24 protein-coding genes are annotated in these 24692 nt (G+C 62.3%); 20 read left to right on the top strand and 4 right to left on the bottom strand.

Annotated features, from left to right (window positions below; translation table 11 throughout):
* Positions 1-71 precede the first annotated feature (71 nt).
* The 17 genes from ACSFBC_RS25715 (at position 72) to ACSFBC_RS25795 (ending at position 18833) form a co-directional block, all read left to right on the top strand.
* Entirely contained in the window at positions 72-2105 is a 2034-nt protein-coding gene (locus tag ACSFBC_RS25715) for a conjugal transfer protein TraG (RefSeq protein ID WP_435513160.1), read from the top strand.
* Positions 2102-2608 carry a CopG family transcriptional regulator gene (locus ACSFBC_RS25720; protein ID WP_435513161.1) on the top strand — a complete coding sequence of 169 codons (507 nt, stop codon included), beginning with the start codon at positions 2102-2104 and terminating at the stop codon, positions 2606-2608. The genes ACSFBC_RS25715 and ACSFBC_RS25720 overlap by 4 nt, the downstream gene beginning before the upstream one ends.
* On the top strand, positions 2605-3642 hold the full coding sequence (trbB, locus tag ACSFBC_RS25725; protein WP_435513162.1) for a P-type conjugative transfer ATPase TrbB: 1038 nt from the start codon (positions 2605-2607) through the stop codon (positions 3640-3642). The genes ACSFBC_RS25720 and trbB overlap by 4 nt, the downstream gene beginning before the upstream one ends.
* On the top strand, positions 3639-3998 hold the full coding sequence (locus ACSFBC_RS25730) for a TrbC/VirB2 family type IV secretion system protein (RefSeq protein WP_435513163.1): 360 nt from the start codon (positions 3639-3641) through the stop codon (positions 3996-3998). Before trbB ends, ACSFBC_RS25730 begins: the two co-directional genes overlap by 4 nt.
* Positions 3995-4261: a VirB3 family type IV secretion system protein gene (locus ACSFBC_RS25735; RefSeq protein ID WP_435513164.1), complete on the top strand. Its 267-nt coding sequence runs from the start codon at positions 3995-3997 to the stop codon at positions 4259-4261. Before ACSFBC_RS25730 ends, ACSFBC_RS25735 begins: the two co-directional genes overlap by 4 nt.
* Positions 4262-4271: 10 nt before the next feature.
* Positions 4272-6716 (top strand): conjugal transfer protein TrbE, encoded by a 2445-nt coding sequence (gene trbE / locus ACSFBC_RS25740; RefSeq protein WP_435513165.1) that lies wholly within the window; start codon positions 4272-4274, stop codon positions 6714-6716.
* A complete protein-coding gene (gene trbJ / locus ACSFBC_RS25745; protein WP_435513166.1) occupies positions 6713-7441 on the top strand; it encodes a P-type conjugative transfer protein TrbJ in 729 nt (242 codons plus the stop codon). The genes trbE and trbJ overlap by 4 nt, the downstream gene beginning before the upstream one ends.
* 13 nt (positions 7442-7454) lie before the next feature.
* Positions 7455-7739: an EexN family lipoprotein gene (locus ACSFBC_RS25750; RefSeq protein WP_435513167.1), complete on the top strand. Its 285-nt coding sequence runs from the start codon at positions 7455-7457 to the stop codon at positions 7737-7739.
* Positions 7740-7743: 4 nt separating this feature from the next.
* Entirely contained in the window at positions 7744-9117 is a 1374-nt protein-coding gene (gene trbL, locus ACSFBC_RS25755) for a P-type conjugative transfer protein TrbL (protein ID WP_435513168.1), read from the top strand.
* Positions 9118-9139: 22 nt separating this feature from the next.
* Positions 9140-9847 (top strand): conjugal transfer protein TrbF, encoded by a 708-nt coding sequence (gene trbF, locus ACSFBC_RS25760; RefSeq protein ID WP_435513169.1) that lies wholly within the window; start codon positions 9140-9142, stop codon positions 9845-9847.
* A complete protein-coding gene (trbG, locus tag ACSFBC_RS25765; RefSeq protein ID WP_435513170.1) occupies positions 9844-10872 on the top strand; it encodes a P-type conjugative transfer protein TrbG in 1029 nt (342 codons plus the stop codon). Before trbF ends, trbG begins: the two co-directional genes overlap by 4 nt.
* Positions 10869-12134 (top strand): TraB/TrbI/VirB10 family type IV secretion system protein, encoded by a 1266-nt coding sequence (locus ACSFBC_RS25770; RefSeq protein ID WP_435513171.1) that lies wholly within the window; start codon positions 10869-10871, stop codon positions 12132-12134. The genes trbG and ACSFBC_RS25770 overlap by 4 nt, the downstream gene beginning before the upstream one ends.
* On the top strand, positions 12131-12403 hold the full coding sequence (locus ACSFBC_RS25775) for a DUF2274 domain-containing protein (RefSeq protein ID WP_435513172.1): 273 nt from the start codon (positions 12131-12133) through the stop codon (positions 12401-12403). Before ACSFBC_RS25770 ends, ACSFBC_RS25775 begins: the two co-directional genes overlap by 4 nt.
* 280 nt (positions 12404-12683) lie before the next feature.
* A complete protein-coding gene (locus tag ACSFBC_RS25780; protein WP_435513173.1) occupies positions 12684-14012 on the top strand; it encodes a DNA cytosine methyltransferase in 1329 nt (442 codons plus the stop codon).
* Between the two features lie 50 nt (positions 14013-14062).
* Entirely contained in the window at positions 14063-15589 is a 1527-nt protein-coding gene (locus ACSFBC_RS25785; protein ID WP_435513174.1) for an ATP-binding protein, read from the top strand.
* Positions 15590-15849: 260 nt separating this feature from the next.
* Positions 15850-17865, top strand: coding sequence for a Z1 domain-containing protein (locus tag ACSFBC_RS25790; protein ID WP_435513175.1), 2016 nt, complete (start codon positions 15850-15852; stop codon positions 17863-17865).
* Complete coding sequence (locus ACSFBC_RS25795) at positions 17865-18833, top strand: PD-(D/E)XK motif protein (RefSeq protein ID WP_435513176.1); 969 nt, start codon at positions 17865-17867, stop codon at positions 18831-18833. The genes ACSFBC_RS25790 and ACSFBC_RS25795 overlap by 1 nt, the downstream gene beginning before the upstream one ends.
* A 2-nt stretch (positions 18834-18835) precedes the next feature.
* Here the strand turns inward: ACSFBC_RS25795 and ACSFBC_RS25800 are convergent, their stop codons facing one another.
* Complete coding sequence (locus ACSFBC_RS25800; RefSeq protein ID WP_435513177.1) at positions 18836-19066, bottom strand: hypothetical protein; 231 nt, start codon at positions 19064-19066, stop codon at positions 18836-18838.
* Between the two features lie 209 nt (positions 19067-19275).
* Here ACSFBC_RS25800 and ACSFBC_RS25805 point away from each other — a divergent pair, with 209 nt between their 5' ends.
* From ACSFBC_RS25805 to ACSFBC_RS25815, 3 genes are all read left to right on the top strand, one after another.
* On the top strand, positions 19276-19941 hold the full coding sequence (locus tag ACSFBC_RS25805) for a trypsin-like serine peptidase (RefSeq protein ID WP_435513178.1): 666 nt from the start codon (positions 19276-19278) through the stop codon (positions 19939-19941).
* 64 nt (positions 19942-20005) lie between these two features.
* Positions 20006-21202: a hypothetical protein gene (locus ACSFBC_RS25810; RefSeq protein WP_435513179.1), complete on the top strand. Its 1197-nt coding sequence runs from the start codon at positions 20006-20008 to the stop codon at positions 21200-21202.
* 560 nt (positions 21203-21762) lie between these two features.
* Positions 21763-22752 (top strand): hypothetical protein, encoded by a 990-nt coding sequence (locus tag ACSFBC_RS25815; RefSeq protein ID WP_435513180.1) that lies wholly within the window; start codon positions 21763-21765, stop codon positions 22750-22752.
* Between the two features lie 274 nt (positions 22753-23026).
* Here the strand turns inward: ACSFBC_RS25815 and ACSFBC_RS25820 are convergent, their stop codons facing one another.
* From ACSFBC_RS25820 to ACSFBC_RS25830, 3 genes are all read right to left on the bottom strand, one after another.
* Positions 23027-23215, bottom strand: coding sequence for a hypothetical protein (locus ACSFBC_RS25820; protein ID WP_435513181.1), 189 nt, complete (start codon positions 23213-23215; stop codon positions 23027-23029).
* A gap of 99 nt (positions 23216-23314) precedes the next feature.
* Positions 23315-24109: a DUF1266 domain-containing protein gene (locus ACSFBC_RS25825; protein ID WP_435513182.1), complete on the bottom strand. Its 795-nt coding sequence runs from the start codon at positions 24107-24109 to the stop codon at positions 23315-23317.
* Between the two features lie 72 nt (positions 24110-24181).
* Complete coding sequence (locus ACSFBC_RS25830) at positions 24182-24673, bottom strand: hypothetical protein (protein ID WP_435513183.1); 492 nt, start codon at positions 24671-24673, stop codon at positions 24182-24184.
* Between the last annotated feature and the right edge of the window lie 19 nt (positions 24674-24692).

Genomic DNA, 24692 nt, shown 5'->3' on the forward strand with positions numbered 1-24692 from the left:
GACTCGTGCGATGCGCACCGTGGGCGCGCATTCGCGCGGCGCGATGGAGAGCAGAGAAGGGAACGTACGGCATGGAAGTTAGATCCGGAGTTGGAGAAAGCGGGACGCCCAGCGTCCAGACGGGCATCTTGTTTGGGCAGGTGGCGGCTGTCCTGGGCGTGGCCGTTGGCGGCGTCTGGGGCGCTACGCAGTGGACCGCACAGGCGCTCGGGCATCAGCGACGACTCGGGCCAGCATGGGCGGACGTCGCGGGCTTCCCAATCTACGAGCCCTGGAAGCTGTTCGAGTGGTGGTACTGGTATGACGTCTATGCGCCGGACGTGTTCGTGCGCGGGGGCGCCATCGCCGCGTCCAGCGGCCTGCTTGCCACAGGGGTGGCCGTCGGCATGGCGGTCTGGCGCTCGCGGCTGGCCCGTCGCGTCACCACGTACGGTTCCGCCAGATGGGCCGAGGCGGAGGACGTCCGCAAGGCAGAGCTGACCGGTGGGGCCGGCGTTTTCCTCGGCCGCTTGGACGACAACTACCTGCGCCATGACGGACCCGAGCACGTGATGGCTTTCGCGCCTACGCGCTCAGGCAAGGGTGTTGGCTTGGTGGTGCCGACACTGCTGTCGTGGCCCGGCTCCGCCGTGATCCACGACATTAAGGGTGAGAACTGGACGCTCACCGCAGGCTGGCGTTCACGCTTTTCGCACTGCCTGCTGTTCAATCCGACCGATGCCAAGTCGGCGGCCTACAACCCGCTGCTGGAGGTGCGGCGCGGCGTGCACGAGGTGCGCGATGTGCAGAACATCGCCGACATCCTCGTCGATCCCGAGGGTGCGCTGGAACGGCGCAATCACTGGGAGAAGACCAGCCACGCGCTGCTGGTCGGCGCCATCCTGCACGTGCTCTACGCTGGTGAGGACAGGACGCTGCGTGGCGTCGCAAACTTTCTGTCCGACCCGGCATACCCGTTCGAGGTGACGCTGCACCGGATGATGACGACCAGGCACTTTGAGGACACGCCGCATCCCGTGGTCGCCTCGGCCGCCCGCGAGGTGCTGAACAAGAGCGAGAACGAACGCTCGGGCGTGCTGTCCACGGCGATGAGTTTTCTCGGCCTGTATCGCGATCCGACAGTCGCCAAGGTCACGTCCCGCTGCAACTGGCGCATCGCCGACCTGATCTCGGCCAAGCACCCGGTGTCGCTGTACCTCGTGGTGCCGCCTTCGGACATCAGCCGCACCAAGCCGCTCATCCGCCTGATCCTCAACCAGGTCGGTCGGCGTCTGACGGAATCGCTTGACGGGTCCGACGGGATCGAGCGCAAGCACAAGCTGCTGCTGATGCTCGACGAGTTTCCGGCGCTCGGGCGTCTGGATTTCTTCGAATCGGCGCTGGCCTTCATGGCGGGCTACGGCCTGCGTGCCTTCCTGATCGCGCAGTCGCTCAACCAGATCGACAAGGCCTACGGCCAGAACCATTCGATCCTGGACAACTGCCACGTACGCGTTGCCTTCGCGACCAACGATGAGCGCACCGCCAAGCGCATCTCCGACGCGCTGGGCACGGCCACCGAGTTGCGCGTGCAACGCAACTATGCCGGCCATCGGCTCGCGCCGTGGCTTGGACACCTGATGGTCTCGCGCCAGGAGACGGCGCGCGCCCTCCTGACGCCCGGCGAGGTGATGCAGTTGCCGCCCGACGATGCGGTGGTGATGGTCTCGGGCCATCCGCCGATCAAGGCGCGTAAGATCCGCTACTACCTTGACCGCAACTTCGCGACGCGCGTGAAGCCCGCGCCGCTTGTTGCATCAGGCGGGCGCTATGCAGACGCCCCGGCGCCGCGCCCGGATGACTGGAGCGGCCTTGCGCCGCTTGCCGCGCCGATTCTGGACATGGCGCTGGCAGGTCAGGGCGGTACCGTCGACGACGGTGGTCGCCAGCATCAGCCCGAGTTGGGAGAGACGGTGTTTTTCCCGCAGCCCGAGCACAGCGCTGTCTATCTTGGCCTGCTCGATGACGATGACTCTCCGCTGCTCCTGCCGACGCAGCTGGACCCGCGCCTGCAGCGCGCCGCGCGGCTGGCCGCGCTGGACCCTGACGACGGGATCGCCCTATGAGCCGCGCTCGCCTGAACATCTTCCTCGAGCGCGACCACGCGCGTCGGCTGGACGAGCTGGCCGCAATGAAGGGTCTGTCCAAGTCTTCGATCATTGCTGCTGCGCTGTCTTCGTTCCTCTCGCCCGACAGTGGCGATCAACGCGAGGCCGCCATCGCAAAGCGGCTGGACCGCCTCTCGCGCCAGTACGACAAGCTCGAACGCGACCAGAACATCCTGATCGAGACGGTGGCGCTGTATGTGCGCTACTTCCTGACCGTCAGCACGCCCGTGCCCGAGGCGCATCAGGAGGCGGCCCGCGCGCAGGGGCGCCTCCGCTTTGAGCAGTTCATCGAACAGCTCGGCCGTCACCTCCTGCGTGGACGCAGCCTGGTCAAGGACGTGTACGAGGAGATCCAGCCCGAGGACAGCCAGTTCTTCGGATTGAGTGATCCTGTGGGGAACACCCCCGGAGATGATCGGCCAGCGACCCCGGCCGACAGCAAACCGGAGGCGGCTTCATGACCGGCGCGCCGCGTGAGCCGAACAAATCTGCCGCGCCGGCCTCGCTGGCGCTGGACCGTCGCATCCGCATGCTGCGCACAGCGATGGGCCCGGAGATCGCGCAGGCGCTGGCCGACCCCGATGTGGTCGAAGTGCTGCTCAACCCGGATGGCTCATTGTGGCTGGACCGCCTCGGCAGCGGCCGTGCGCCGATGGGCGTCACGCTGTCGCCCGCCGACGGCGAACGCATCATCCGGTTGATCGCGGCGCACGTGCGCGCCGAGGTGCATGCGGACAAGCCCCTGCTGACCGCCGAACTGCCCGAGACCGGCGAGCGCTTCGAGGGCGCGCTGCCGCCGGTCACACCAGGACCGGTGTTTGCGCTGCGCAAGCGCGCCGTCGCGGTGATACGCCTGGAAGACTACGTGGTTGATGGCATCCTCACCGCTGACCAGGCGGCATTCCTGCGCGCGGCCGTGCGCGACCGCCAGAACATCCTGATCGCCGGCGGTACCAGCACCGGCAAGACCACGCTCGCCAACGCGTTGCTCGATGAGGTGGCTGCCACGGGCGATCGCGTGATCGTGCTGGAAGACACGGTGGAGCTGCAGTGCACGGCAGACGACCATGTGCCGCTGCGCACGCGGCCTGGCGTGGTCAGCATGACCGAACTCGTGCGCTCCACGCTGCGCCTTCGCCCCGACCGCATCGTCGTCGGCGAGGTCCGCGGTCCCGAGGCGCTGGACCTGCTCAAGGCCTGGGGCACTGGCCACCCGGGCGGCATTGCCACCTTGCATGCGGGCTCCGCGATGGGCGCGCTCACGCGTCTCGAACAGCTCGTGCAGGAGGTGTCGATGAACGTGCCGCGCGCGCTGATCGCCGAGACCATCAACGTCATCGTCTTCATCTCCGGCCGTGGCCGCACACGCCGTGTGGAGGCCATCGCGAGCGTCGTCGGCCTCGGCGCGCACGGCTACCAGCTCAACCACGAACTGGCGTCCGCGCCATTGCCTTCGCTCCCCTCACTGCCGTCACTTCCAGGAGAACCGTCATGACGACTTCGCGCATTTCCGTAAACCCGTCTCTGCACACCGGACGCTTTCGCCTGGCGCTGCAAACTGTGCTCCTGGCCGCGCTGCTGCTGGCCTTCGCGCTGCCCGCCTACGCGGCCGGCTCGAACATGCCCTGGGAGGCGCCGCTGCAGTCCATCCTCGAGTCGATCCAGGGGCCGGTGGCCCGCATCGTCGCGGTGATCATCATCATCGCCACCGGCTTGACACTCGCCTTCGGTGACACGAGCGGCGGCTTCCGCAAGCTGGTGCAGATCGTCTTCGGCCTGTCGATCGCGTTCGCCGCGTCAAGCTTCTTCCTGTCGTTCTTCTCGTTCAGCGGCGGGGCGGTGCTGGCATGAACGTGAATGACGCACCAGGCTTCGAGGTGCCGCTGCACCGTTCGTTGACGGAGCCCATCTTGATGGGCGGCGCACCGCGCACCGTGGCGATCGCTAATGGCACGCTTGCAGCCGCCGTCGGCCTCGGGCTGCAGCTCTGGATTCCCGGCCTCCTGCTGTGGCTCGTCGGTCATTCGCTCGCAGTGTGGGGTGCGCGTGTGGATCCGCAATTCGTGCAGGTTTTCGCGCGGCACATGAAGCAGCGATCGCTGCTGGACGTGTAGGGGGCATGCCGTGCTGAATCTCGCTGAATACCGCAAGCGTCCCGCGCTGCTGGCTGATTGGCTGCCCTGGGCCGCGCTGGTCGCGCCGGGCGTGGTGCTGAACAAGGATGGCTCTTTCCAGCGCACGGCGCGCTTCCGGGGCCCCGATCTGGACAGTGCGACGCAAGGTGAACTAGTGTCCATCACCGCACGCCTCAACAACGCGCTGCGCCGGCTGAGCTCGGGCTGGGCCCTGTTCATCGAGGCGGAGCGCCTACCGGCTGCCGGCTATCCCCGCTCCGACTTCCCCGACGCGCTGTCCTGGCTGGTGGAGGAGGAACGTCGCGCCGCGTTCGAACAATCCTCCAGCCACTTCGAGAGCCGCTACCACCTGACGCTGCAGTACCTGCCGCCCGAGGAGTCCCGTGCGCGCGCGGCACGAATGCTCTATGAGAACCGGGCGAGCGAAGGGGTGGACTGGCGGGATCGCCTGACCGCCTTCGTCGCCGAGACCGATCGGGTGCTCGATCTTCTCGACGGCGTGATGCCAGAGATCGCCCGGCTGGACGATGCAGAGACGCTGACATACCTCCATGCCACGGTGTCCACCCGCCGCCATCCGGTGGCCGTGCCGGAGGTGCCCATCCATCTGGATGCGCTGCTGGCCGATGCGCCGCTCGTAGGCGGCCTCGCGCCCATGCTGGGCGATCAGCACTTACGCGTGCTGACCGTGCGTGGCTTCCCGACCTCGACCTGGCCGGGCATCCTGGACGACCTGAACCGGCTCGGCTTCGCCTACCGCTGGTCCACGCGCTTCCTGTGCATGGAAAAGGCCGAGGCGGAGAAGGAGCTCACGCGCCTGCGCCGCCAGTGGTTCGCCAAGCGTAAGAACATCGTGGCGCTGCTGCGCGAGACGATCTTCCAGCAGGAGAGCGTACTGGTCGACACGGACGCCAGCAACAAAGCGGCGGATGCGGATGCGGCGCTGCAGGAACTGGGCAGCGACCAGGTTGCCTTCGGCTATCTCACCGCCACGGTGGTGGTGATGGACGCCGATGCTGCCGCCGCCGATGAGAAGCTGCGGCAGGTGGAGCGGGCGATCCAGGGGCGAGGCTTTGTGACCATCCCAGAGACGCTGAATGCCGTCGAGGCCTGGCTGTCCTCCATCCCCGGCAACGCCTACGCCAACGTGCGACAGCCGATCGTCTCCACGTTGGGATTGGCGCACATGATGCCGGTGTCCGCCGTCTGGGCGGGGCAGGAGCGCAATGCGCACCTGGACGGTCCGCCGCTGATCGTGACGCGCACCGATGGTGCGACGCCGTTCCGGCTCGTGACACATATCGGCGACGTGGGCAACACGCTGGTCGTCGGCCCCATCGGCATGGGCAAGTCGGTGCTGCTGGCGACGATGGCGCTCCAATTCCGCCGCTACCCGGATTCACGCATCTTCGCGTTCGACTGGGGGCGGTCGATTCGCGCGACCGTCCTGGGCCTGGGCGGTGAGCATTACGACCTGGGCCGGGCCGACGAGTCGAGTGGCGAGAACGCCATCGCCTTCCAGCCTCTGGCCCGTATCGAACGCCAGGGCTACCGCACCTGGGCTGCCGAGTGGATTGAGGGTCGGCTGATTCAGGAGGGCATGACCGTCGGGCCGGACGAACGCGAAGCGGTCTGGTCCGCGCTCGGCAGCCTGGCCAGTGCACCGGTGGAGCAGCGTACCCTGACGGGCCTGTCGGTGCTGCTGCAGTCCAACGCGCTGCGGCAGGCCCTCGCGCCCTATGTGCTGGGTGGGACGCACGGCGGCTTGCTGGACGCCGACCACGACCGGCTGGGGAGCGCGGACGTGCAGGGTTTCGAGATGGAGGAGCTGATGCACAGCAAGGCCGCTGCGTTGGCGGTGCTGCGCTACCTGTTCGCGCGTTTCGAGGAGCGGCTGGATGGCGCGCCCACGCTCCTGATACTCGACGAAGCCTGGCTGTTCCTGGACGACCCGGTGTTCGCCGCGCGCATCCGTCAATGGCTCAAGACGCTGAGGAAGAAGAACGTCAGCGTCGTCTTCGCCACGCAGAGCCTGGCGGACATCCAGGGCTCGGCCATCGCGCCGGCGATCGTGGAGAGTTGTGCAAGCCGCATCTTACTGCCCAACCCGCAGGCCGCGGAGCCGCAGATCCGCACGATCTACGAGAGCTTCGGACTCAACGCACGGCAGATCGAGATCGTCGCGCAGGCGCAGCCCAAACAGGACTACTACTACCAGGCGCGTCTGGGCAACCGTGTGTTCGACCTGGACCTCGGGCCGGTGGCGCTCGCTTTCGCGGGCGCCTCGACTCCCGAGCACCAGCGCGACATCGATGCCGTGCTCGCCGCGCACGGCACACAGGAGTTCGGGGTCCATTGGCTTCGCCACTGCGGTCTGGAGTGGGCCGCTGACCTCATCCCATCGTTTCCTTCACCTCAGGAGATTCATCCATGAAGAAGATCTTGCTGGCCGCCGCTGCGGCCCTGCTCACCGGGCTGGCACCCGGCGCACACGCGCAATGGGTGGTGATCGACCCGACCAACCTCGCGCAGAACATCCTGACGGCGGCCAACACGCTCGAGCAGATCAACAACCAGATCAAGCAGCTGCAGAACCAGGCGCAGTCGCTGATGAACCAGGGGAAGAACCTGACCAGCCTGGACTTCAGCGCTCTGTCCGAACTGCGCGCCACGCTCTCGGCGACCAACCACCTGATCCAGCAGGCACAGGGGCTCGCCTTCAATGTCTCGCAGATGGAGACCGAGTTCCGAAGCCTCTACTCAGACTCGTACGGCGCCGCGACCTCGGGCATGCAGATGGCGCTGGATGCGCGCAAGCGGTGGTCCCACTCCCTCGAAGCGCTGCGCACTGCCACCAAGGTCCAGTCGCAGGCGGTGCAGAACTTCGCCGCCGACGAACGCACGCTGACGGATCTTGTGAACCGCAGCCAGTCGGCCGTGGGCGCGTTGCAGGCGACGCAGGCGACGAACCAGCTGCTCGCGTTGCAGTCGCGCCAGGCGATGCAGGCGCAGCAACTGCAGATCACCCAGGACCGTGCCGCTGCGCTGGAACAGGCACGCCAGGTCGCCGTGCAGGAGCGCGCCCGCGAGGTGCGCCGGCGCTTCCACGGCGAGGGCACGCCGTACACGCCCGCCAACGTCATCTTCTACGGCAACTGAAAGGAACACCTCCATGCGAAGAATACTGCTCCTCTGCCTTTGCGCGGTCGCGCTGGCTGCCTGCGAGAAGAAGCCTCTGCCCATCGAGAGCGTCGAATCCCTGGTCGCCAGCCCCGAGCGCCTGCGGGAATTGCGCGAGGCATGCAAGGCGGACCATGCCAAGGTCGGCGATGCGCAGTGCAATGCCGTGGCCGAGGCCACGCGGCGGCGCTTCCTTGACGGCGGCCGCTCCCCCTATGCCGCCGATCCGGTGACGGCTCCAGCGCCGCCGGCCGCAGAGTCGGCGCCCAAGAAATGACGTCATGAACGACGTGGGCGTCATCGACCGCTTCCTGGACGTCTTCTCGCGCTACATCGATTCGGGCTTCGGCCTGCTCGGCGGCGAGGTCGCATTCCTGACGGCCACGCTGGTGCTGATCGACATGACGCTTGCCGGCCTGTTCTGGGCGATGAGCCACGCCGGTGGCGGTGGCGGGGACGAGGTGATCGCCAAGCTGATCAAGAAGGTGCTCTACGTTGGAGCCTTCGCCTACATCATCGGCAACTTCAATACGCTGGCGGGCGTTGTCTTCCGCTCGTTCGCGGGCCTGGGCCTGACCGCCTCGGGCTCTGCGCTGACGCAGGCACAGCTGCTGCAGCCGGGCCGGCTCGCGCAGGTCGGCATCGATGCCGCGCGGCCGATCATGACGCAGATAGGCGACCTGACGGGCTTCCCAGAGGTGTTCGCCAATCTCGACTTGATCGCGGTGCTGGGCTTGGCCTGGCTCGTGGTCATCGTGAGCTTCTTCGTGCTCTCGGTCCAGCTCTTCGTGACGCTGATCGAGTTCAAGCTGACGACGCTCGCCGGCTTCGTGCTGGTGCCCTTCGCGCTGTGGAACAAGACGTCGTTCCTCGCCGAACGGGTGCTGGGCAACGTGGTGTCGTCTGGCATCAAGGTGCTGGTGCTGGCCGTAATCGTCGGCATCGGCACGGGTCTGTTCGGCGAGTTCACGACGCCGCCGGGCACCGAGCCGAGCATCGACCACGCGCTCACCATCATGCTCGCCTCGCTCGCGCTGTTCGGCTTGGGCATCTTCGGGCCGGGTATCGCCACCGGACTGGTGTCCGGTGCACCGCAACTCAGTGCTGGCGCGGCGGCTGGGACGCTGGTCGGCGGAGCAGGGCTCGCGGTTGCCGGTGGCGCCGCCGTTGCGGGCGCAGGCGCGGCGGTCGCGGCCGGTGCGCGGATGGCGCCTGGGGCGGCGCGCGGCGTGATCGGCGGCGCAGCGGCTGCAGGCCGCTCGGCCAGCACGCTCGCCGGTGGCGCTCGCTCGGCTTATGAAGCCGGTGCTGCGGCTTCGGGAGGCAGCGGCCTGCGCGCTGCTGGCGCGGGCCTGGCCAATGTCGCGCGCAGCAGCGCCGGAGCAGTCGGTGATCGCGTTGCGTCGGGCGCCAAGGCCGTTCGCGAGCGCGTCGCGAACTTCGTTGCCGAGGCGGCCGCGCCTCCGTCTGCCGCTTCCACGGCCAGCGCGGCGGCGACCGATGCGCCGGTTGCATCCACGGCGCCGCCCGCCTGGGCGCAGCGGCTCCAACGTCACCAGCGCATCACACACGGCGCGACCGCTGCCGCCCACACGCTGCGCTCGGGTGACAGCGGTGGCAGCGGTGCCAGCCCCAGTCTGCGGGATGACGGTTAAGGACAGCCAAGGAGAACCTTTCATGAGATTCAAACGACCCCTGGTGCGCTACGCCGATACGCCAGCGCCCGTCACCCCCTACCAGGCCGCCGCGCAGGTGTGGGACGAGCGAATCGGCTCGGCCCGCGTGCAGGCGAAGAACTGGCGCCTGATGGCCTTCGGCTGCCTCACGCTGGCGCTGCTGATGGCCGGCGGCCTCGTCTGGCGCTCCGCGCAGTCCATCGTCACCCCCTATGTGATCGAGGTCGACCAGGCGGGTCAGGTGCGCACAGTCGGCGAGGCCGCCACGTCGTACCGGCCGGGCGATGCGCAGATCGCGCACCACCTTGCGCGCTTCATCAACGATGTGCGGTCCCTCTCCATCGACCCCATCGTCGTGCGGCGCAACTGGCTCGAAGCCTACGACTACGCCACCGACCGGGGCGCCGCCACGCTCAACGACTACGCGCGCACCAACGATCCGTTCTCGCGAATCGGCCAGAACTCGGTGGCGGTGGAAGTCACCAGTGTCGTGCGCGCCAGCGATTCGTCGTTCCAGATGCGCTGGATCGAGCGGGCCTACGTCAACGGCGCACCGGCCACCACCGAGCGCTGGACCGCGGTGCTGTCCATCGTGCTGCAGCCGCCGCGCACCGAGGAACGGTTGCGCAAGAACCCCCTGGGCATCTACGTCAACGGGCTGTCGTGGAGCCGTGAACTCGATGCAAACGAAGGAGTAAAGAAGCCATGAACCAACCGATCTCCCATTTGCGCCTTTACGTACTGCCGGTAATGCTGATCGCCGGTTTCTCCGGCTGCGCGACGCAGGGCAAGCCGCCGCCCACGATCACGCTGGACGAACCGGTACAGGCGCAGCGCGTTCCCGATCCACCCGCGCCGATCGAAGTGGTGGAGGTCGCCAAGCCCTTGCCGCTGCCGGCGCAGATGAAGGCGCTGCCAGCGGCAGATGCCCTACCGCCGGCACCCGAGCCCACCGACGAGAAGCTGCGCGTGTCCAAGGCCAACGACGAGGCCCGCATCGCGCCTTCACGCGAGGGCTACATCAATGCGATCCAGGTCTGGCCCTTCACCGACGGCGCGCTGTACCAGGTCTATACGAGCCCAGGGCGCGTCACAGTCGTCGCCCTGCAGGAAGGCGAGGAACTGGTGACCGTCTCGGCTGGCGACACCGTGCGTTGGATCGTGGGCGACACGACCAGCGGCGCCGGGTCGGCGCAGCGCGTGAACGTGATGGTCAAGCCCACGCGCACGGGGCTGAAGACCAACATGGTCATCACGACCAACCGGCGCACCTATCTGGTCGAGTTGACCTCGACGCCACAGGCCTGGATGGCCTCGGTTTCCTGGGACTACCCGAAAGATCGCATGCTGGCGCTGCAGAAGCAGGCGCGCGAAGCACAAGCGGCCGCGCCCGTCGATGCGGGCCTGTCGCTGGAAAACATTCGCTTCCGCTATGCGATCGGCGGCGACAGCCCGCCGTGGAAGCCGCTGCGCGCCTTCGATGATGGTCAGAAGGTCTACATCGAGTTCCCTGGCGGCATCGCGCAGGGCGAGCTGCCGCCGCTGTTCGTGATCGGCCCGCAGGGCGATGGCCAACTCGTGAACTACCGCTTCCGCGCGCCGTACTACGTGGTGGATCGACTGTTCGGCGCGGCTGAGTTGCGCCTGGGCGGCTACAAGGGCGGCAAGGCCGAGGTGGTGCGCATCGAGCGCACCGACGGCGTGGTGCGCGCAGGTGGGGGCAGCGGATCATGAGCGAAGCCGCCGCTGTTCCGCCGAAGGCCGATCCCGAGACGATGGCGTTGCGCGCATCGCCGCGCCCGGTGGTTCGGCTGAATCGCCGGATGCTGGCAGTCATCGCCGGCGGGCTGGCCGCCATGGTGCTCGGCGCGACGCTGTGGTCGCTGCAGCCGCACAAGCGCGAGCGCAATGCAGCCGCCGAGCTGTACAACGTCGATCGCGTGGCCAAGGCCGAGAGCCTGGACCAGTTGCCCAAGGACTACGCCGGGCTACCGGCACGGCCTGCCGTACCCCAACTGGGCGAGCCGCTGCCGGGCGACCTGGGACCGACCATCGTGAAGTCGCAGCAGCCGATGGAGACGCGTGTGCCGGGCGGTGTCGACCCGGCGCATGCGGCGCAGTTGGCGGCCGAAGAGGCGGCGCGTTCAGGGGTGTTCTTTCGAGGCACGGGCGGCGCCGGCGCGAAGCCTGTCCAGGCCGCGCCTGCTGGCGAGACACGCGCCGCTCAGCCTTTCGATGCGCTCGCCGGCGCCCTGGCGCCCGCAGCGGCAGCGCAGCCGACCGATCCCACTGACGTGCAGAACCGACAGGACCAGAAAGAAAGCTTCATGGCCAAGACAGGCGATACCGCCATGCGCAACCCCGGTGGCCTGCTACTGCCGGCATCGCCGTACCAAGTCATGGCGGGCACCATCATCCCGGCGGCGTTGGTGACGGGCATCAGCTCTGATCTGCCGGGACAGGTGATCGCCACCGTGACCGAGGCGGTCTACGACACCGCCACGGGCCGCTACCTGCTGATCCCGCAGGGCTCGCGCCTGATCGGCCGCTACGACAGCCAGGTGGCCTTCGGACAGCGGCGCGTGCTGCTGGTGTGGACGAGGCTGATCCTGCCGGATACGTCTTCGGTGGCGCTCGACCGTTTGCCGGGCATCGATCCAGCCGGCTACGCAGGTCTCGAAGATGGCGTCGATTGGCATTGGGAGCGCATCCTCGCGGGCGCCGCGCTGTCCACGCTGCTGGGTATCGGAGCCGAACTGGCCGCTCCAGAGACCCGCACGAACAGCGGCGGTACCGGCGACCGCGTGATCATCGCCGGCCGTGAAAGTGCGCAGGACACGGTGAACCAGGTCGGGCAGGAGATCACCAAGCGCAACCTCAGCGTCCAGCCGACGCTCACGATCCGGCCTGGGTTCCCGATGCGCGTGATGGTCAAAAAGGACCTGATCCTGCGGCCCTACCAGCCCTTGTTCTTCCAGCGGGGGACCACGCGATGAGCGCTGCCAAGCTGCGGCTCGGGCCGCTGCCCAAGGCCGAGTCAGTCAAGCTCACTGTCACCTTGTCGGCGGAACTGAAGGCGACGCTGGACCGCTATGCGGCGCTGCACGCACAGACCTACGGTGGGCAGACCGATGCCGCGGCGCTGGTGCCGCACATGCTGCTGACCTTCATGGCGCGCGACCGCGCGTTTAAAACGATGAGCGCCAGCGGCCCTGTCCTATCCGAAGACTTATCGCCGGCTCCAATGACAATCCCAGGCGAATAGCTCGTACGTCCCCAGCAGTGCAGCGTGCAGTTCTCTTAGATGCACCGAGATGGCGCATCTTTGTGGCAAGATGTATCCCGAAGTGAAGTGTGGCGCCATTACATCGTTTTCTTGACGGATTCACTTGATTCCTGTATAAAAAAACAGTATTTTCGGTTTGCCGCGGCGTACGAAAAGCAACACAGCCAATTTGTGGGGCTCAAGGTACGAGTTGGTAAAAGGTGCGCCTGGCGTTTAAGGCTCGCTTGGGACACGAAGCACAACCATTAACGCAACCAAGATGCAGCCATTTAAGTTTGTTGACCTGTTCGCCGGACTAGGCGGTTTTCACCTTGCGCTTGACCGACTTGGAGGCGAATGCGTGTTCGCGGCGGAGTGGAAGGAGCATCTGCGTGATCTCTACTACACGAACTTCGGCTTAAAGCCCGCGGGAGACATTCGGCAAGTGCTGCCGGAGGATGTTCCCGATCACGATGTGCTTACTGCAGGTTTTCCGTGTCAGCCGTTCTCAAAAGCAGGCGAACAACTTGGCTTCGAGTGCACGGAGCAAGGCAATCTCTTTCACAACGTTGCTGCGATTTTGGAGAAAAAGCAGCCGAAGTTCTTCGTGTTGGAGAATGTCCCAAATCTGCTTAAGCATGATGGTGGACAGACGTGGGAAAAAATCCAAGCAATTCTCAGAGGCTTGGGATACCACATTGCTGCCGAGCGGTTCTCGCCTCACAATTTTGGGATACCGCAGATCCGTGAGCGGGTCTACATCGTAGGCTCGCGGGAGCCGCTCGGTGCATTTGCATGGCCCGAGACAACTGATGCCGAGACAAAAATCGACACTGTGCTTGACGACAATCCGGTTAGCGCAAAGAAGCTATCGGCGCAGGTGCAGGAGTGTTTGGACGTCTGGGATGAGTTTTTGCAAGCCTGCCCCGCGGATGTTGATCTTCCTTCATATCCTCTTTGGTCGATGGAGTGGGGCGCGTCTTACCCGTACGAAGACACGACTCCTTGGGCTTTACGCAAGCGCCTGGGCGTAGATGGGCTGAAAGGGTTTAAGGGTAGCCATGGGGCCAAGATTGGTTACCTTCGCTCGCTGGAAGAGCGATGGGATGGGCTGCCCAGCCACGCGAGAACAAATGAATTCCGGTTTCCGAAGTGGAAGCAAGACTTCATTCGGCAGAACCGACAGTTTTATGAAGACAACAAGGCTTGGATCGCCCCCTGGTTGCCGAAAATTCTGAAGTTTCCGTCTAGCCTCCAGAAGTTCGAATGGAACGTCAAAGGTGGAGAGCGAGATATCTGGAAGTACGTGATCCAGTTCCGAGCCTCCGGCGTGCGTGTGAAGCGCCGCACCACGGCGCCTAGCCTCATTGCGATGACGGACACGCAGGTTCCCATCATCGGTTGGCAAAAGCGTTACATGACTCCCCAAGAGTGCGCACGCCTTCAGAGCCTCGATGACTTGAAGGAATTACCGAAGAGTACGACTCAGGCATTCCATGCGCTTGGCAATGCGGTCAACTCGCGCGTTGTCGAACGAGTAGCAAGGGCATTGTTGGAGCATCCCTCAAAGTGTGAGGCTGTTGTCGAACACGTTCTTGAGGCTGCTTGATGCCGAACACTGTGACCCTCGGACCAATTGGAATTAGGCCGGAGGTCACGATGTTGTCGGTGCTTCGGCACCTGAACTACAAGCCTTGGTTTGCGATCGCGGAGTTCATCGACAACGCGGTACAGAGCTATGCCGCGAACCACGATGCGTTAAAAGCGCTCTTCGGCGAAGACTACCGACTGAAGGTTGATGTTCGTGTGGATACTTCGGGGCCTGGGCAAATCATCATCACGGACAACGCCGCCGGCATCTCGACCACTGACTTCCCACGAGCCTTCCGTGCGGCTCAAGTTCCCAATGACAGGAACGGGCTGTCTGAGTTTGGTATGGGTATGAAGAGTGCCGCGTGCTGGTTCGCAGAGAACTGGAGCGTGCGTACAAAGGCGCTTGGCGAAGCGGTGGAGCGCACCATTACTTTCGATATCAGGCACATCGTAGACAATCGAATTGAGAGCCTGAACACGACTCACCGGACGATTGATTCGCCAGCACCTTTCACGGTTGTGACGCTGCGCAATCTTCATCATGTCCCGCAAGGTCGAACCGTTGGAAAAATCAAGGAACATCTCGCGAGTATCTATCGGATGTTTCTTCGCGACGGTCGCTTGACGTTGACGTTCAATGGCGAGGCGCTCGCGTACGCGTCAACTCCCGTACTTCAAGCGGTTCCATACTCATCACCGGGCGTACCCTTGGCAGGCGCCGATCCGGTGGAATGGATCAAGCAAATCAACTTGGACTTTGGCGAAGGTCAGCGCGTCACTGGGTTTGCGGCCCTCCGCGAAGTAGGCTCCACGCCATATGCAGGGTTTGCACTATTCAGACGAGACAGACTCATCGAGGGCAGCCATGACGAGACCTATCGTCCGAGCTTTGTCTTCAAGCAAACGAACAGCTATCCTTATCAGCGACTTTTCGGTGAACTTCACGTCGAAGGTTTCGAGGTCAGTCACACCAAAGACGGCTTCCGCTGGGAAGAGTACGAAGACATCTTCCTTGAGTACCTAAAGAGTGAAATCGAGAGTGAGCCACTCGACCTGATTGCTCAAGCTGAGAACTACAGGGCATTACCTTCTAGGAAGAGCATTGAGGCGCGTGCAGCCGCTGCTACTGCCTCAGTAGCTCAACATCTTGAGAAAGACGTCGAACCGCTTCTGGCTGGAGCGCGGGAGCATCCTGCGGCCCCCGGAGCGCTTCCTGCTGCCCTACCGATTACCGGCATGGAGGCGTCCGAAAGAACCGTAACGCTCGACGATGGCAGCTACAACTGGGTCATCACGGTGCGAACTTCGATCGATCCAGCTCGCGAGGAGTGGGTTTCCCTCGCCCAGGAAAATCCGCAACCCACGGATGAAGACAAGATCCGGCGCTTGGGTATCGACCTGGCCCTCGCGCATCCCTTTTCGGTTGAGTATCTCGGCGCGAACAACGAGAACGTCGAATTGTTCTTACGGGTTGCTACAGCAGTAGGCATTTCCCTCGTCTTGTCGGAAGACACAACAGGAGATCCACCTGAAAGCGTTCTGTACCACTTCAACTACCTGCTGAGAGGCGCGCTCGCACGTGCCCCCTTTTGATCTCCATGGCAACAACTATAAAAATGCTCAAGTCCGTTAGACCGCCTCTGCGGTGGGTTCCAGAACCAAAGGAGTTCACTACTGACTTTTTGGACAGCAAAGCTCGCGACCCCAACGGCCCGAGCATCGAGGACCTGACAACAGGCCCGAACTCCGTGCTGCTGGAGGCTCAGCGAATACTTGGCCGATGCCTCCCACCGACTGAAGGGGCCGGAACGGAGACTGGCTTGGTTGTAGGCTATGTCCAGAGTGGCAAGACAATGTCTTTCGAAACCGTCATCGCGCTCGCTCGTGATAATGGTTTCGGCCTCGTCATCGTCTTGGCGGGAACGAAGAACAACCTGCGCGATCAATCCGAGGACCGACTCAAGAAGGACTTGGGCATCGACGACGGCGGGGATCACTGGTACCACCTTTCGAATCCATCCAAGGCACAACGCGCGCAGATTGAAAGCAAGGTTGATGCTTGGCGGAAGAAAGCTTCCAAGAAGTCTGTCCTCGTTACGGTGCTCAAGCACGGGGGTCATCTTGAAAAGCTCACGATTGTGCTCAAGTTGGTGCAACTCGAGGGCGTGCCTGCACTCATCATCGACGATGAAAGTGACCAGGCCAGCCTGAACACGCAAGCGGCCCGAGTCCGCACTGGCCGTGCAGCGCCGAGTGCGATGAGCACGACGTACGAGAAGATTCTTGAACTCCGAGCTGCGCTACCTCATCACTCATATCTTCAATACACAGCTACGCCTCAGGCCAACCTGCTGTTGTCCCAGACAGATCTTCTCAATGCATCGTTTGCTGAGTTGGTCACGCCTGGTGACAGCTACACGGGCGGTCACGCCTTCTTCAAGGGAGAGCCCCGGCTCATCGAGGACATCCCATCAGGAGACGTCCCGTCCGCGCGCGTTCCCCTGCGTAGTCCGCCAAAGAGCTTATTGAAAGCGTTACGCTATTTCCTCTTGGTCGCAGCGCATCACTCTCTAACGAGGAAAAAGGGCTTGACCTCCAAGGATCGGAACCGATCGATGATGGTTCATCCCGCTGTGGCTACCGCATCACACCGCGTTTACAAGACGTGGGTAGAGAAGGCGTTCAAGGGCCTCAAGAAGCGCGTGGAGGCAGAGCATGAGACCAAACCACAAAGCGTCGCGGCGATCTTCCAGGCCGAGTTTGATTTGCTCAAGAAGACCTACCCCACAGTAAAGCCTTTGAAAGAACTCGTGGCTGCGCTAGCTGAAGACGTGCTCGACGATTTGAACTACGTGGAGGTGAACGGCACGCCGGATGCCGAAAAAAAGGTCAACTGGAAAGCGACCAAGTACTGGATTCTCATCGGTGGAGCAAAGCTGGACCGCGGCTACACAGTTGAAGGGCTTTGCGTCACCTACATGCCACGGGCTTTGGGAACCTCTCCGGCAGCAGATACTTTGCAGCAGCGCGCACGGTTCTTCGGGTACAAAAAGGCCTATCTCGGCCTGTGTCGCGTGTTCGTGCAGTCGACGGTGCGACAAGCCTTCACGGACTATGTAGAGCATGAAGACTTCGTTCGGGCTGCACTCGAGGAAAACCGTGGCAAGCCGCTTCGAGCTTGGCGGCGTGACTTCATTTTGACCCAACTGCTCAAGCCTACGCGGCCCAACGTCGTGGGTCTCGGTACGCGGCGAGTGTTGGTCGAAGACTGGTTGGTTCCGTCTATTCTTCAGCGAGATGCCACTGCGGTCACAAAAAATAACGAACTCTTCAACAAAGTTAATAAGCGGTGGCGTGCTGCCTACGGGCCTGCACTTAACGCGGCCGATTTTCCGCATCTTGCTCCTGCCAAGGGGAAATCGCCAAACGAGATTATCGAAGCCGTTCCGTTGGCTGAAGTCTTAGAAGAGTTTTTCTTGGATGTTGAGATCAAAGACCCCGCTGACGCCGAAGAGCACAGTGCGATGCTGGTTGCTTTGGGGAGTTTGCTCGCGAAGGATTCGTCCCTTAAGGTCGACGTGTTCGTTATGAACAAGTTAGAAGCTGGGTATCGAAGCCGAAGCGCAGGGCGCGGTGTACCCGCCAAGCATCCGTTCGCGCCGATCGGTCAATACTTCAGTCAAAGCGCGGGTTCGGTGAACGACAAGAGCTTCTTCTCTCCGGAGCGGATATCGCTTCAACTCAGGCGCTTCAATCTAGGACACGAAGCCTTCCAGGCAGACAGGGCGGACATCAAAAACGTTCCCTGGTTCGCTTTGTATGTGCCTTCACGGCTCAAGAAAGCACTGGTTGTGGAGCAGCGTGTCTGATGGACCTGCTCGCCGAGTTTCAGCAACTGCACTGCGCGACCTCCGACATTGACTTTTCGGCCACACCGATTTCCACACGGCGCAAAGACTTCTTGGCTAAGGGCGTGGACGGTGCGCCAGTGTTCCTGCTTCAAGACGCGAGTCCGGCTCAGTACACGCCCGGTGTAGCCCTCCGACACCTTTCTGTGCAGTTCCACGCTAGTTGCCGAGTGATAACTGGTCACACGACGGTAGAGGATCAGTTCGCTGTTTTGGCTTGCGATGCATCCGTTCCAGAATTGCATGAACTATTCATTCGAAGCGTCGGCGCTGTCATTGACCAATTGCCCGTGACTGCGGAGACGCGGGATCTTGAGTCCTGCGTTCGCGGCCTCTTGAATCTATTCCGCTCCTTGAGCGCACCCGGTAGTCGCGAAATCGCAGGGCTTTGGGCAGAGTTGTTCGTCATTGCGCGTAGTGGAGACGTTGCCGCCGCCGTTCGCGCATGGCACGCTGATGTCTTTGAACGGTTTGATTTTTCTTGGTCAGACGCGGTACTTGAAGTGAAGGCGACCCACGGCCCGTCAAGAGTCCATGAATTCGCACTTGAGCAGCTTGATGCGCCGACGAAAGAATCCGGCAATGTGGCGTCGCTTATGTTGCAGCCCATGACCAATGGAGTCGGCATTCTTGACTTGGCAAATGAGATCGACACAGCCTTGACGGACGCCGCGCCGCTCAGAGAGCGTCTATGGGCGAACATTGCATCCGCTCTCGGGAGTGATTTCGGAAGCAAGCTAGATCGTCGATTTGATACCGCGTTCGCAGAACGTAATCTTATTATCTATTCGATGTCCGACATCCCTTGTCCTTCGAGGCCGAGCGATGCGCGCATCTCTGCAATCAGATTTCGCGTCGATCTCTCGACCGCTAACTCAAGTTCGCCGACACCGAAATTTCGCGGACTTCAGGACCTGTTCCGCCGCTGATATCACCAGTACCAGTCGGAAGAGCAGAGAAACGCTGAATTGACATGCTCAGCTTCTGCATCTTGCTGCAAGCGGGTTGTAATCTCAGCGCTGCTGCTGCGCAACGATTGCATTTCGCTGGTTTTGGCTGCCGCCAAATGCATAGGCAAAGTGGAAGATATGCGTCTGGCAAACCAATCCTGAATTTCCACCAGGAGCAAGGCATGCTCGTCTCCTCTGACTTTTGTGGACACCTGTTTGATGCGTGGCTCACACGTCAGCCTAGGTTGTGAGGCAAAAGTTTCGCAGATGCCTTGCAACTAATATTTGATTAATCTTGGCCCGGGCGCACGAATGGCGTTCAGGTAAATGAGTGCTGCGGTGCGCACTTGGCGACACCTGTCCTCTCGAGCAAGTGGGACACGGCGCGATTTCCGCCTTACACTCCGCACGAGGAGCGCCTATGCATCCACCCAGGAACGTGCCGTTCAGCCACTCGGGCGAGATGCCGATGTGGAAGAAAATAGACGAGCTAAGGCTTCGAACTTCGCCTTACGCGGGGATTTGCGAGATCCTGATTGATGGCCAAAGGCGCGGGACGGGCTGGCTGGCAATGCCTGGCCTCGTCGTCACGGCAGCGCATGTACTGCAAGCAGAAGAATCTTGCGAGATGTTTTTCCCAGCTTCAGTTGTACCCATGCGGTCTCGGTCCATTTGTCGGATCGGTGCGTTCGATGCATCGGTCGCCGGTTCCACCTCTGATCTTGCCTGTATCGCCATGTCTGAGCCAGCAGGGGTCGCTCCGTTGAAAATGGCTGCCGAGGCAACACCCAGCGCTGTTACAGCAATCGGATTTCCGGGGTCCACTGGTCCGCTGGTCGAGCACACGGGTGATGCCCGGCTGTTTCGGCAAGACTTTCTCGCGCATTCAGCACACACAGGTGTTGGCCACAGTGGTTGTCCGGTATTTGTCGACGGGTTTGTGGTTGGGCTTCACCTCGGCGATTCATTGATCTCCCAGTCCCACCTTGAGGCTAGTGGTCGAGCCGATTTTGGTGCTTTCCTGAATGTGGCTCTGGCACTCACCACTCAGCGTATTGCATTCATCGGCATGTGCCTGAACGGTTGATTGGAGGAACTCCATGCGCATCCGATGCTTAGCTCTAGCACTTTCCCTGACTGGCTGCGCGCATATGGCCGCAGATCGCCGTGTGCCGGAAAGCCTCCCTGAGGCCGAAGTCATTTACGACACGCAGACCGTCGTGGGCCAGTGCGCGCCTGGTGCCGAGGCTGCGCCGATCGTCGCTGCGCTCGCAGGCACAGCGATCTCGCAGGGTATAAGCCGCATCGGTGCGGCGCTGACTGCAGCCGCAGAGGCCAAGACCGACGTGGTGATCGCCAAGCGGAACATGGAGTTGATAACGAGCAAGGGAGTCGGGCCGTGCGTGACGATCGCAAGGGGATGGTTCTACCGCAGTACACCCACGTATTCGGGGCAGGGAAAGGTTGCAAGTCCTTTCGCTGACAACCCCGCATCGGCGTGGCCGTACAGGCAGCGAGTGGAAGCGTTCTGGCAGAAGGGGCTCTACCTCGCTTCCGTGCCCGACTTCTACTTTCAGGGCGCCGTGATTTCATCTCTGGACAAGTCCCGTTACGCGATCGTTCCCACCGTCGTGACGATGGACGCTCCAATAAGCCGTACGGTCCTGCGCCCATCGAACGTACGCGATGTTATCGTCGCGTTTGCGATCGGCGAGCAGGAACTTGATCTGTCTAAGGGTGCCGGGGCTACCATGGTGATCGGGCAAATGCGCCCTGGGCAGCAGGCCCGCATTCCCACGGCTCTATGTGTCTTTCACAACGGCGTCGGCGAGAGGCCAAACGCGTGCCCGTCTTCGACCGTCGCAGCTGACATTGTTTTGTATGGCAGCCAGTTGAGCGAGTGGTTTGCGGTGCCGGTCGCCAACGCGCGCAAGCCGATGTACTTGCAAGCCATGGTTTCGGAAACGCGAGACGCCTCGAAATTCCTGGGATTCGTAGCGGCGGTTTTCAACGATCAAAGCTTCAAGACGGCGCTCAATACGCAGGTTCAGCAGGCGCTGATTTCGCCCGTGGGGCACGCTGCCGACGACAAAGCTGAAATCGACAAGCTAAAACTTGAGAACGAGCACGATTCAGCGATCGTCGCGGCGCGCGGGGCGTTGCAGGCCTGCGTCAGAGATCCCTCCGCAGACGGTCGTCTGAACGCGCGCATCGCGATGCGCAAATTGATGGCAGCGGCTATTGCGGCAGGCAAACCACAACTCCTTGGTCCCACGCAGGTTGATGCCATTGCCGAATCGGGTACCGGCGCTGCGCCGTGCCAGAGCGCCTTGACCCTACTCGGATGAATTTCCTAGAGGCAGAGGTAAGGGGTAGGCCTGAGGTTCGGAGGTTGGCCTTCGCATCAGTCGAACTGATCATGTTCTAGCTCGCTTCGAGTGGCGTTGTTCGCGGCATGCGGACTTCCGAAATGTGTGCGAGCAAGTGGGAGCGTCAAGAATGCTTTGCAGAAGCGTCACGATGCCGTTTCAACATGCGATAATCTCGCGCAGGGGGCCGTTAGCTCAGTTGGTTAGAGCAGAGGACTTGATCGGTGATTTCCTACCCCATGGTTTCATAGGGCATGGCAGGGGATGATCCATTTGGGTTGCTCAAGGCAAGTTCACTCTGTCTTGAAGTAGAACTTCTCAAATTCGGTGAACGCTAAGGCGCGTGTGCGCTATGTCAACGCCGAGCGAAGCTCCCGCAAGGGAGAACGTGTAGAGACTCGACGGGAAGGCCGAAAGGCAAGGCAGAGTCCAGACCACGAACCGGAAACGGGCGGCGAAAGCCGAAGTGGTAAGCATAATCCTTTGGTCGTTGGTTCAAGTCCAACACGGCCTACCACTCCTTCTAACTCATGACTTTGGTGCAGTTCGAGGCCGCCGATAGCATCGGTGACCGCTTCTTGAGCATGCTTCAGAGCCTGGGCGTCCAGCCTCCGGTGGGGGGAAATCTGGAAGACGAACTCCTGTCCCTCACCCAACTGGTAGAGGTGATGAAGAATCCCTCGATAGCCGCGGGTTCAGACCAGGTGGACATCTTGCGCAGTGCGGCTGCGCTGCACGATCTCGCGGCCAAGATCCTGACGGTCGAACCGCTCCCTGACTTTTCGACATTCGTGCCGCACCTGAGTCTGATCGCGGCCACCAGAGTTCGTGCGGCCTCATTGGCCCAGAACGCAGCCAGCGGCCCAGATGACGACACCGCACGCAAGTTCGCTGAACTCTACATCGGGAGCTTAGCGGTGCATGTCGCAACCGACGTTGTTTTGGATTCGCCGACCAACGCGAAAGGCGACAACCCGGACGTCATGTTCACGCTCCAGGACGGCGACACGGCCCATGCGCCTCAGCGGTGGGCACTCGCAATAAAGACGATCTCATCGAGGCAAGGTCAGACGATCTTCGAGCGCATCAAGGAAGGTGCTGAACAGATCGACGATCCAAAGTGCACGGCCGATCGTGGCATGGTCATCATCAATGCCAAAAGCGCTTTGAATCATGACGCTCTTTGGGCTGCTGCATTTCCCGATCTTCCGAGTGCGATCGATGCGCTCGACGGGCAACTCCAGGAGTTGATCGACAGGTCCGCCAAGGACCGTCCGCAACCCGAATGGGACGACCTTTTCCTGGGCAAGGTGGTGCGCCCCGTCCTTTTTCTAGGGCAGAGCCTAGTCCGGCTTCCGACCGTGGCAGGCGCACGAACGCCGACTCCCTTGAAGATGCTCAAGGCTTATGGCGCCAGCGGAACAGTTGATCCTGTGGGGGTCGGCCTAGCGGCGTTGATGAACGAGTTCATGCAAACGATCCTGCTGGGCATCCCCGGCGACCTAGTGCAAGGCCGTTTCCCGCGCTGAACTTCAAGTTCCAGGCCGGTAGCGCCGGATGAGTGCTCTGTAGCCTACATGTAGCCTAGGGAAACAACATCTCTTGCAAGACGTTGAATCTCAAGGACTTTTTTCTTGTTGACAGATCACTCATAATCCGTTGGTCGAGTGTTCAAGCCACTCACGGCCTACCATTTACCCGCGCCATTGCTGGCGCTGGTGCTACATATCCAGTAGCGCTATTCCGCAATTCATCGAAGCGGACTCACTTTCTTGCCCATCTTGTGACGGATGTATTTCGCCGTCATCGCCTCGTGGTGTGCCCCAGGATCGCCTGCGCGGTCTTCGTTCCTGACAGCTCATCGGCCTCGGTGGCGGTCTTTGCGCGCAAGTCCCGGAACTGAAAGAGCGCCTTGCGTTCGCCGATGTTTCTGCCGGGCGATCGACTTTTCCACACGCAGGACAAGATCGTCTGGCAAAGAAACATCACCATGTCAGGCTCCGCCCATGAACGGGTCGGCTTGACTGGCCAGTCAGCAATTCCACGACACGGCACCTCCAGGTGCCGTTTTCCGTTTGTGTCCGCCGCCGCTCAGCGGAAGGGAACGCTGCGGTACGGGCTGCGGGCGTCGCTCAACAGCATGCGGTTCGTGCGCACTAGATGTTCCTCGCGCGCGTCTGAATAGCGCCAGATCAGGCCGGCGGCAATGTACGCGGCACTCACCTGCGACCAATCGGCATAGGCCTCGCGCACCTGCGAGTCCAACGCATTCGCGAAACTCACGAATTCTTCGCGCCCAATGAAGCCGAGCTGCACAGCCCAACGCGACAGGCTTGCCAGCCTTACGGCATCCCAGGCGACCAGGTCCGAGATCTGGGGCGGCGAAACGTTGAAGTGCTTGCGCAGCGCGTTGACCCAGCTCTGGCTGCCCATCGTCAATTGGCTAAGTTCCGATATTGGTCGCCCACTCTCCGCCGACAGTGCGCGATAGTCCAGGCTCTTGCGCGCCTTGATCTGGAAGAACGCCGGAAACCACGCATCCATGACCAGCCGCATCACGGCCGGCGTGCTTTGGACTGCTGCATCGATCGCGTTAATGGCCTGCCATGTGGAAAGGTAGCTCGAACGCTGCCCTTCCTCGGCGAGCCAGCGGGCCGTCTGTTCGAAACTTTCGCGGTCGTGCACATTCCAGACTTCCGAGATGCCCTCGCGCAGCGCCTCATCGTCCTTCCCGGTGGCGAGCGCATTCACATGGTCGCCGTTGAACGCCGACAGGGGCGCGCTCAGCGTGACCAACCACTGCTCTTCGGCGGTGAGGGATTCTTCGGTGAAGTGAAGCTTCTCGTTGTCGAGCAGCGCGTGCCCGAGGGTGTCCCTGATGCCCATCGATTCCCTTCCAGGTTTTTTAACGGCATTTGCCCCGGATCGATGCGGGTCGATCCAGCGGCGGAGGCGATCTTAAACTCGGATGGTGGTCGCCCCGGCATCGCTCAGTCTGTGAACAATGCGGTCTTCAGTGCTCCGTTGAACCACCTCCAGGCCGGGCTGGCTCAAGAACCAATGCATCGGGCGGATGAACTGGGCTTGAACGGCTGCTACGTCAGCCGCTTCAAGGAAGGCCCTCAGCGCGCTGCCATCGGATAACTTCGGCGCCAGGTACTTCTGGATGCGTGCCGACATCTCGACGTTGTCGCGCGCAATGTTCCATGCGTCCATGCGTAGCCATGCGTCGATCCCACCAGAGCTGATAGATAACACCTCGGATGAGCACGGCAACTCAACAGCGATGACATGAGCATCAACTCGACGAGCACGTAAGCGGAAGCCTACACCGAAATGTGAGGAGTTCACATTTAATGAAGAAGCCAACGAGATTGGACGCATCGGGCGCCCTGCCGTCGGCGGAACGGGACTCTTCAGTGCGATCCAAAACAAACAGCGACTGCTCATCCACCCGTCCTCCGGCGGA

The organism is Variovorax frigidus (genome assembly GCF_051216515.1).
Taxonomy (GTDB): Bacteria; Pseudomonadota; Gammaproteobacteria; order Burkholderiales; family Burkholderiaceae_C; genus Variovorax.

Coding starts and splice junctions, on each gene's coding strand:
- ACSFBC_RS25715 (WP_435513160.1), top strand. CDS start 72: ATGGAAGTTAGATCCGGAGTTGGAGAAAGCGGGACGCCCAGCGTCCAG.
- ACSFBC_RS25720 (WP_435513161.1), top strand. CDS start 2,102: ATGAGCCGCGCTCGCCTGAACATCTTCCTCGAGCGCGACCACGCGCGT.
- trbB (WP_435513162.1), top strand. CDS start 2,605: ATGACCGGCGCGCCGCGTGAGCCGAACAAATCTGCCGCGCCGGCCTCG.
- ACSFBC_RS25730 (WP_435513163.1), top strand. CDS start 3,639: ATGACGACTTCGCGCATTTCCGTAAACCCGTCTCTGCACACCGGACGC.
- ACSFBC_RS25735 (WP_435513164.1), top strand. CDS start 3,995: ATGAACGTGAATGACGCACCAGGCTTCGAGGTGCCGCTGCACCGTTCG.
- trbJ (WP_435513166.1), top strand. CDS start 6,713: ATGAAGAAGATCTTGCTGGCCGCCGCTGCGGCCCTGCTCACCGGGCTG.
- ACSFBC_RS25750 (WP_435513167.1), top strand. CDS start 7,455: ATGCGAAGAATACTGCTCCTCTGCCTTTGCGCGGTCGCGCTGGCTGCC.
- trbL (WP_435513168.1), top strand. CDS start 7,744: ATGAACGACGTGGGCGTCATCGACCGCTTCCTGGACGTCTTCTCGCGC.
- trbF (WP_435513169.1), top strand. CDS start 9,140: ATGAGATTCAAACGACCCCTGGTGCGCTACGCCGATACGCCAGCGCCC.
- trbG (WP_435513170.1), top strand. CDS start 9,844: ATGAACCAACCGATCTCCCATTTGCGCCTTTACGTACTGCCGGTAATG.
- ACSFBC_RS25770 (WP_435513171.1), top strand. CDS start 10,869: ATGAGCGAAGCCGCCGCTGTTCCGCCGAAGGCCGATCCCGAGACGATG.
- ACSFBC_RS25775 (WP_435513172.1), top strand. CDS start 12,131: ATGAGCGCTGCCAAGCTGCGGCTCGGGCCGCTGCCCAAGGCCGAGTCA.
- ACSFBC_RS25780 (WP_435513173.1), top strand. CDS start 12,684: ATGCAGCCATTTAAGTTTGTTGACCTGTTCGCCGGACTAGGCGGTTTT.
- ACSFBC_RS25785 (WP_435513174.1), top strand. CDS start 14,063: ATGTTGTCGGTGCTTCGGCACCTGAACTACAAGCCTTGGTTTGCGATC.
- ACSFBC_RS25790 (WP_435513175.1), top strand. CDS start 15,850: ATGTCTTTCGAAACCGTCATCGCGCTCGCTCGTGATAATGGTTTCGGC.
- ACSFBC_RS25795 (WP_435513176.1), top strand. CDS start 17,865: ATGGACCTGCTCGCCGAGTTTCAGCAACTGCACTGCGCGACCTCCGAC.
- ACSFBC_RS25805 (WP_435513178.1), top strand. CDS start 19,276: ATGCATCCACCCAGGAACGTGCCGTTCAGCCACTCGGGCGAGATGCCG.
- ACSFBC_RS25810 (WP_435513179.1), top strand. CDS start 20,006: ATGGCCGCAGATCGCCGTGTGCCGGAAAGCCTCCCTGAGGCCGAAGTC.
- ACSFBC_RS25820 (WP_435513181.1), bottom strand. CDS start 23,215: ATGGTGATGTTTCTTTGCCAGACGATCTTGTCCTGCGTGTGGAAAAGT.
- ACSFBC_RS25825 (WP_435513182.1), bottom strand. CDS start 24,109: ATGGGCATCAGGGACACCCTCGGGCACGCGCTGCTCGACAACGAGAAG.
- ACSFBC_RS25830 (WP_435513183.1), bottom strand. CDS start 24,673: ATGAGCAGTCGCTGTTTGTTTTGGATCGCACTGAAGAGTCCCGTTCCG.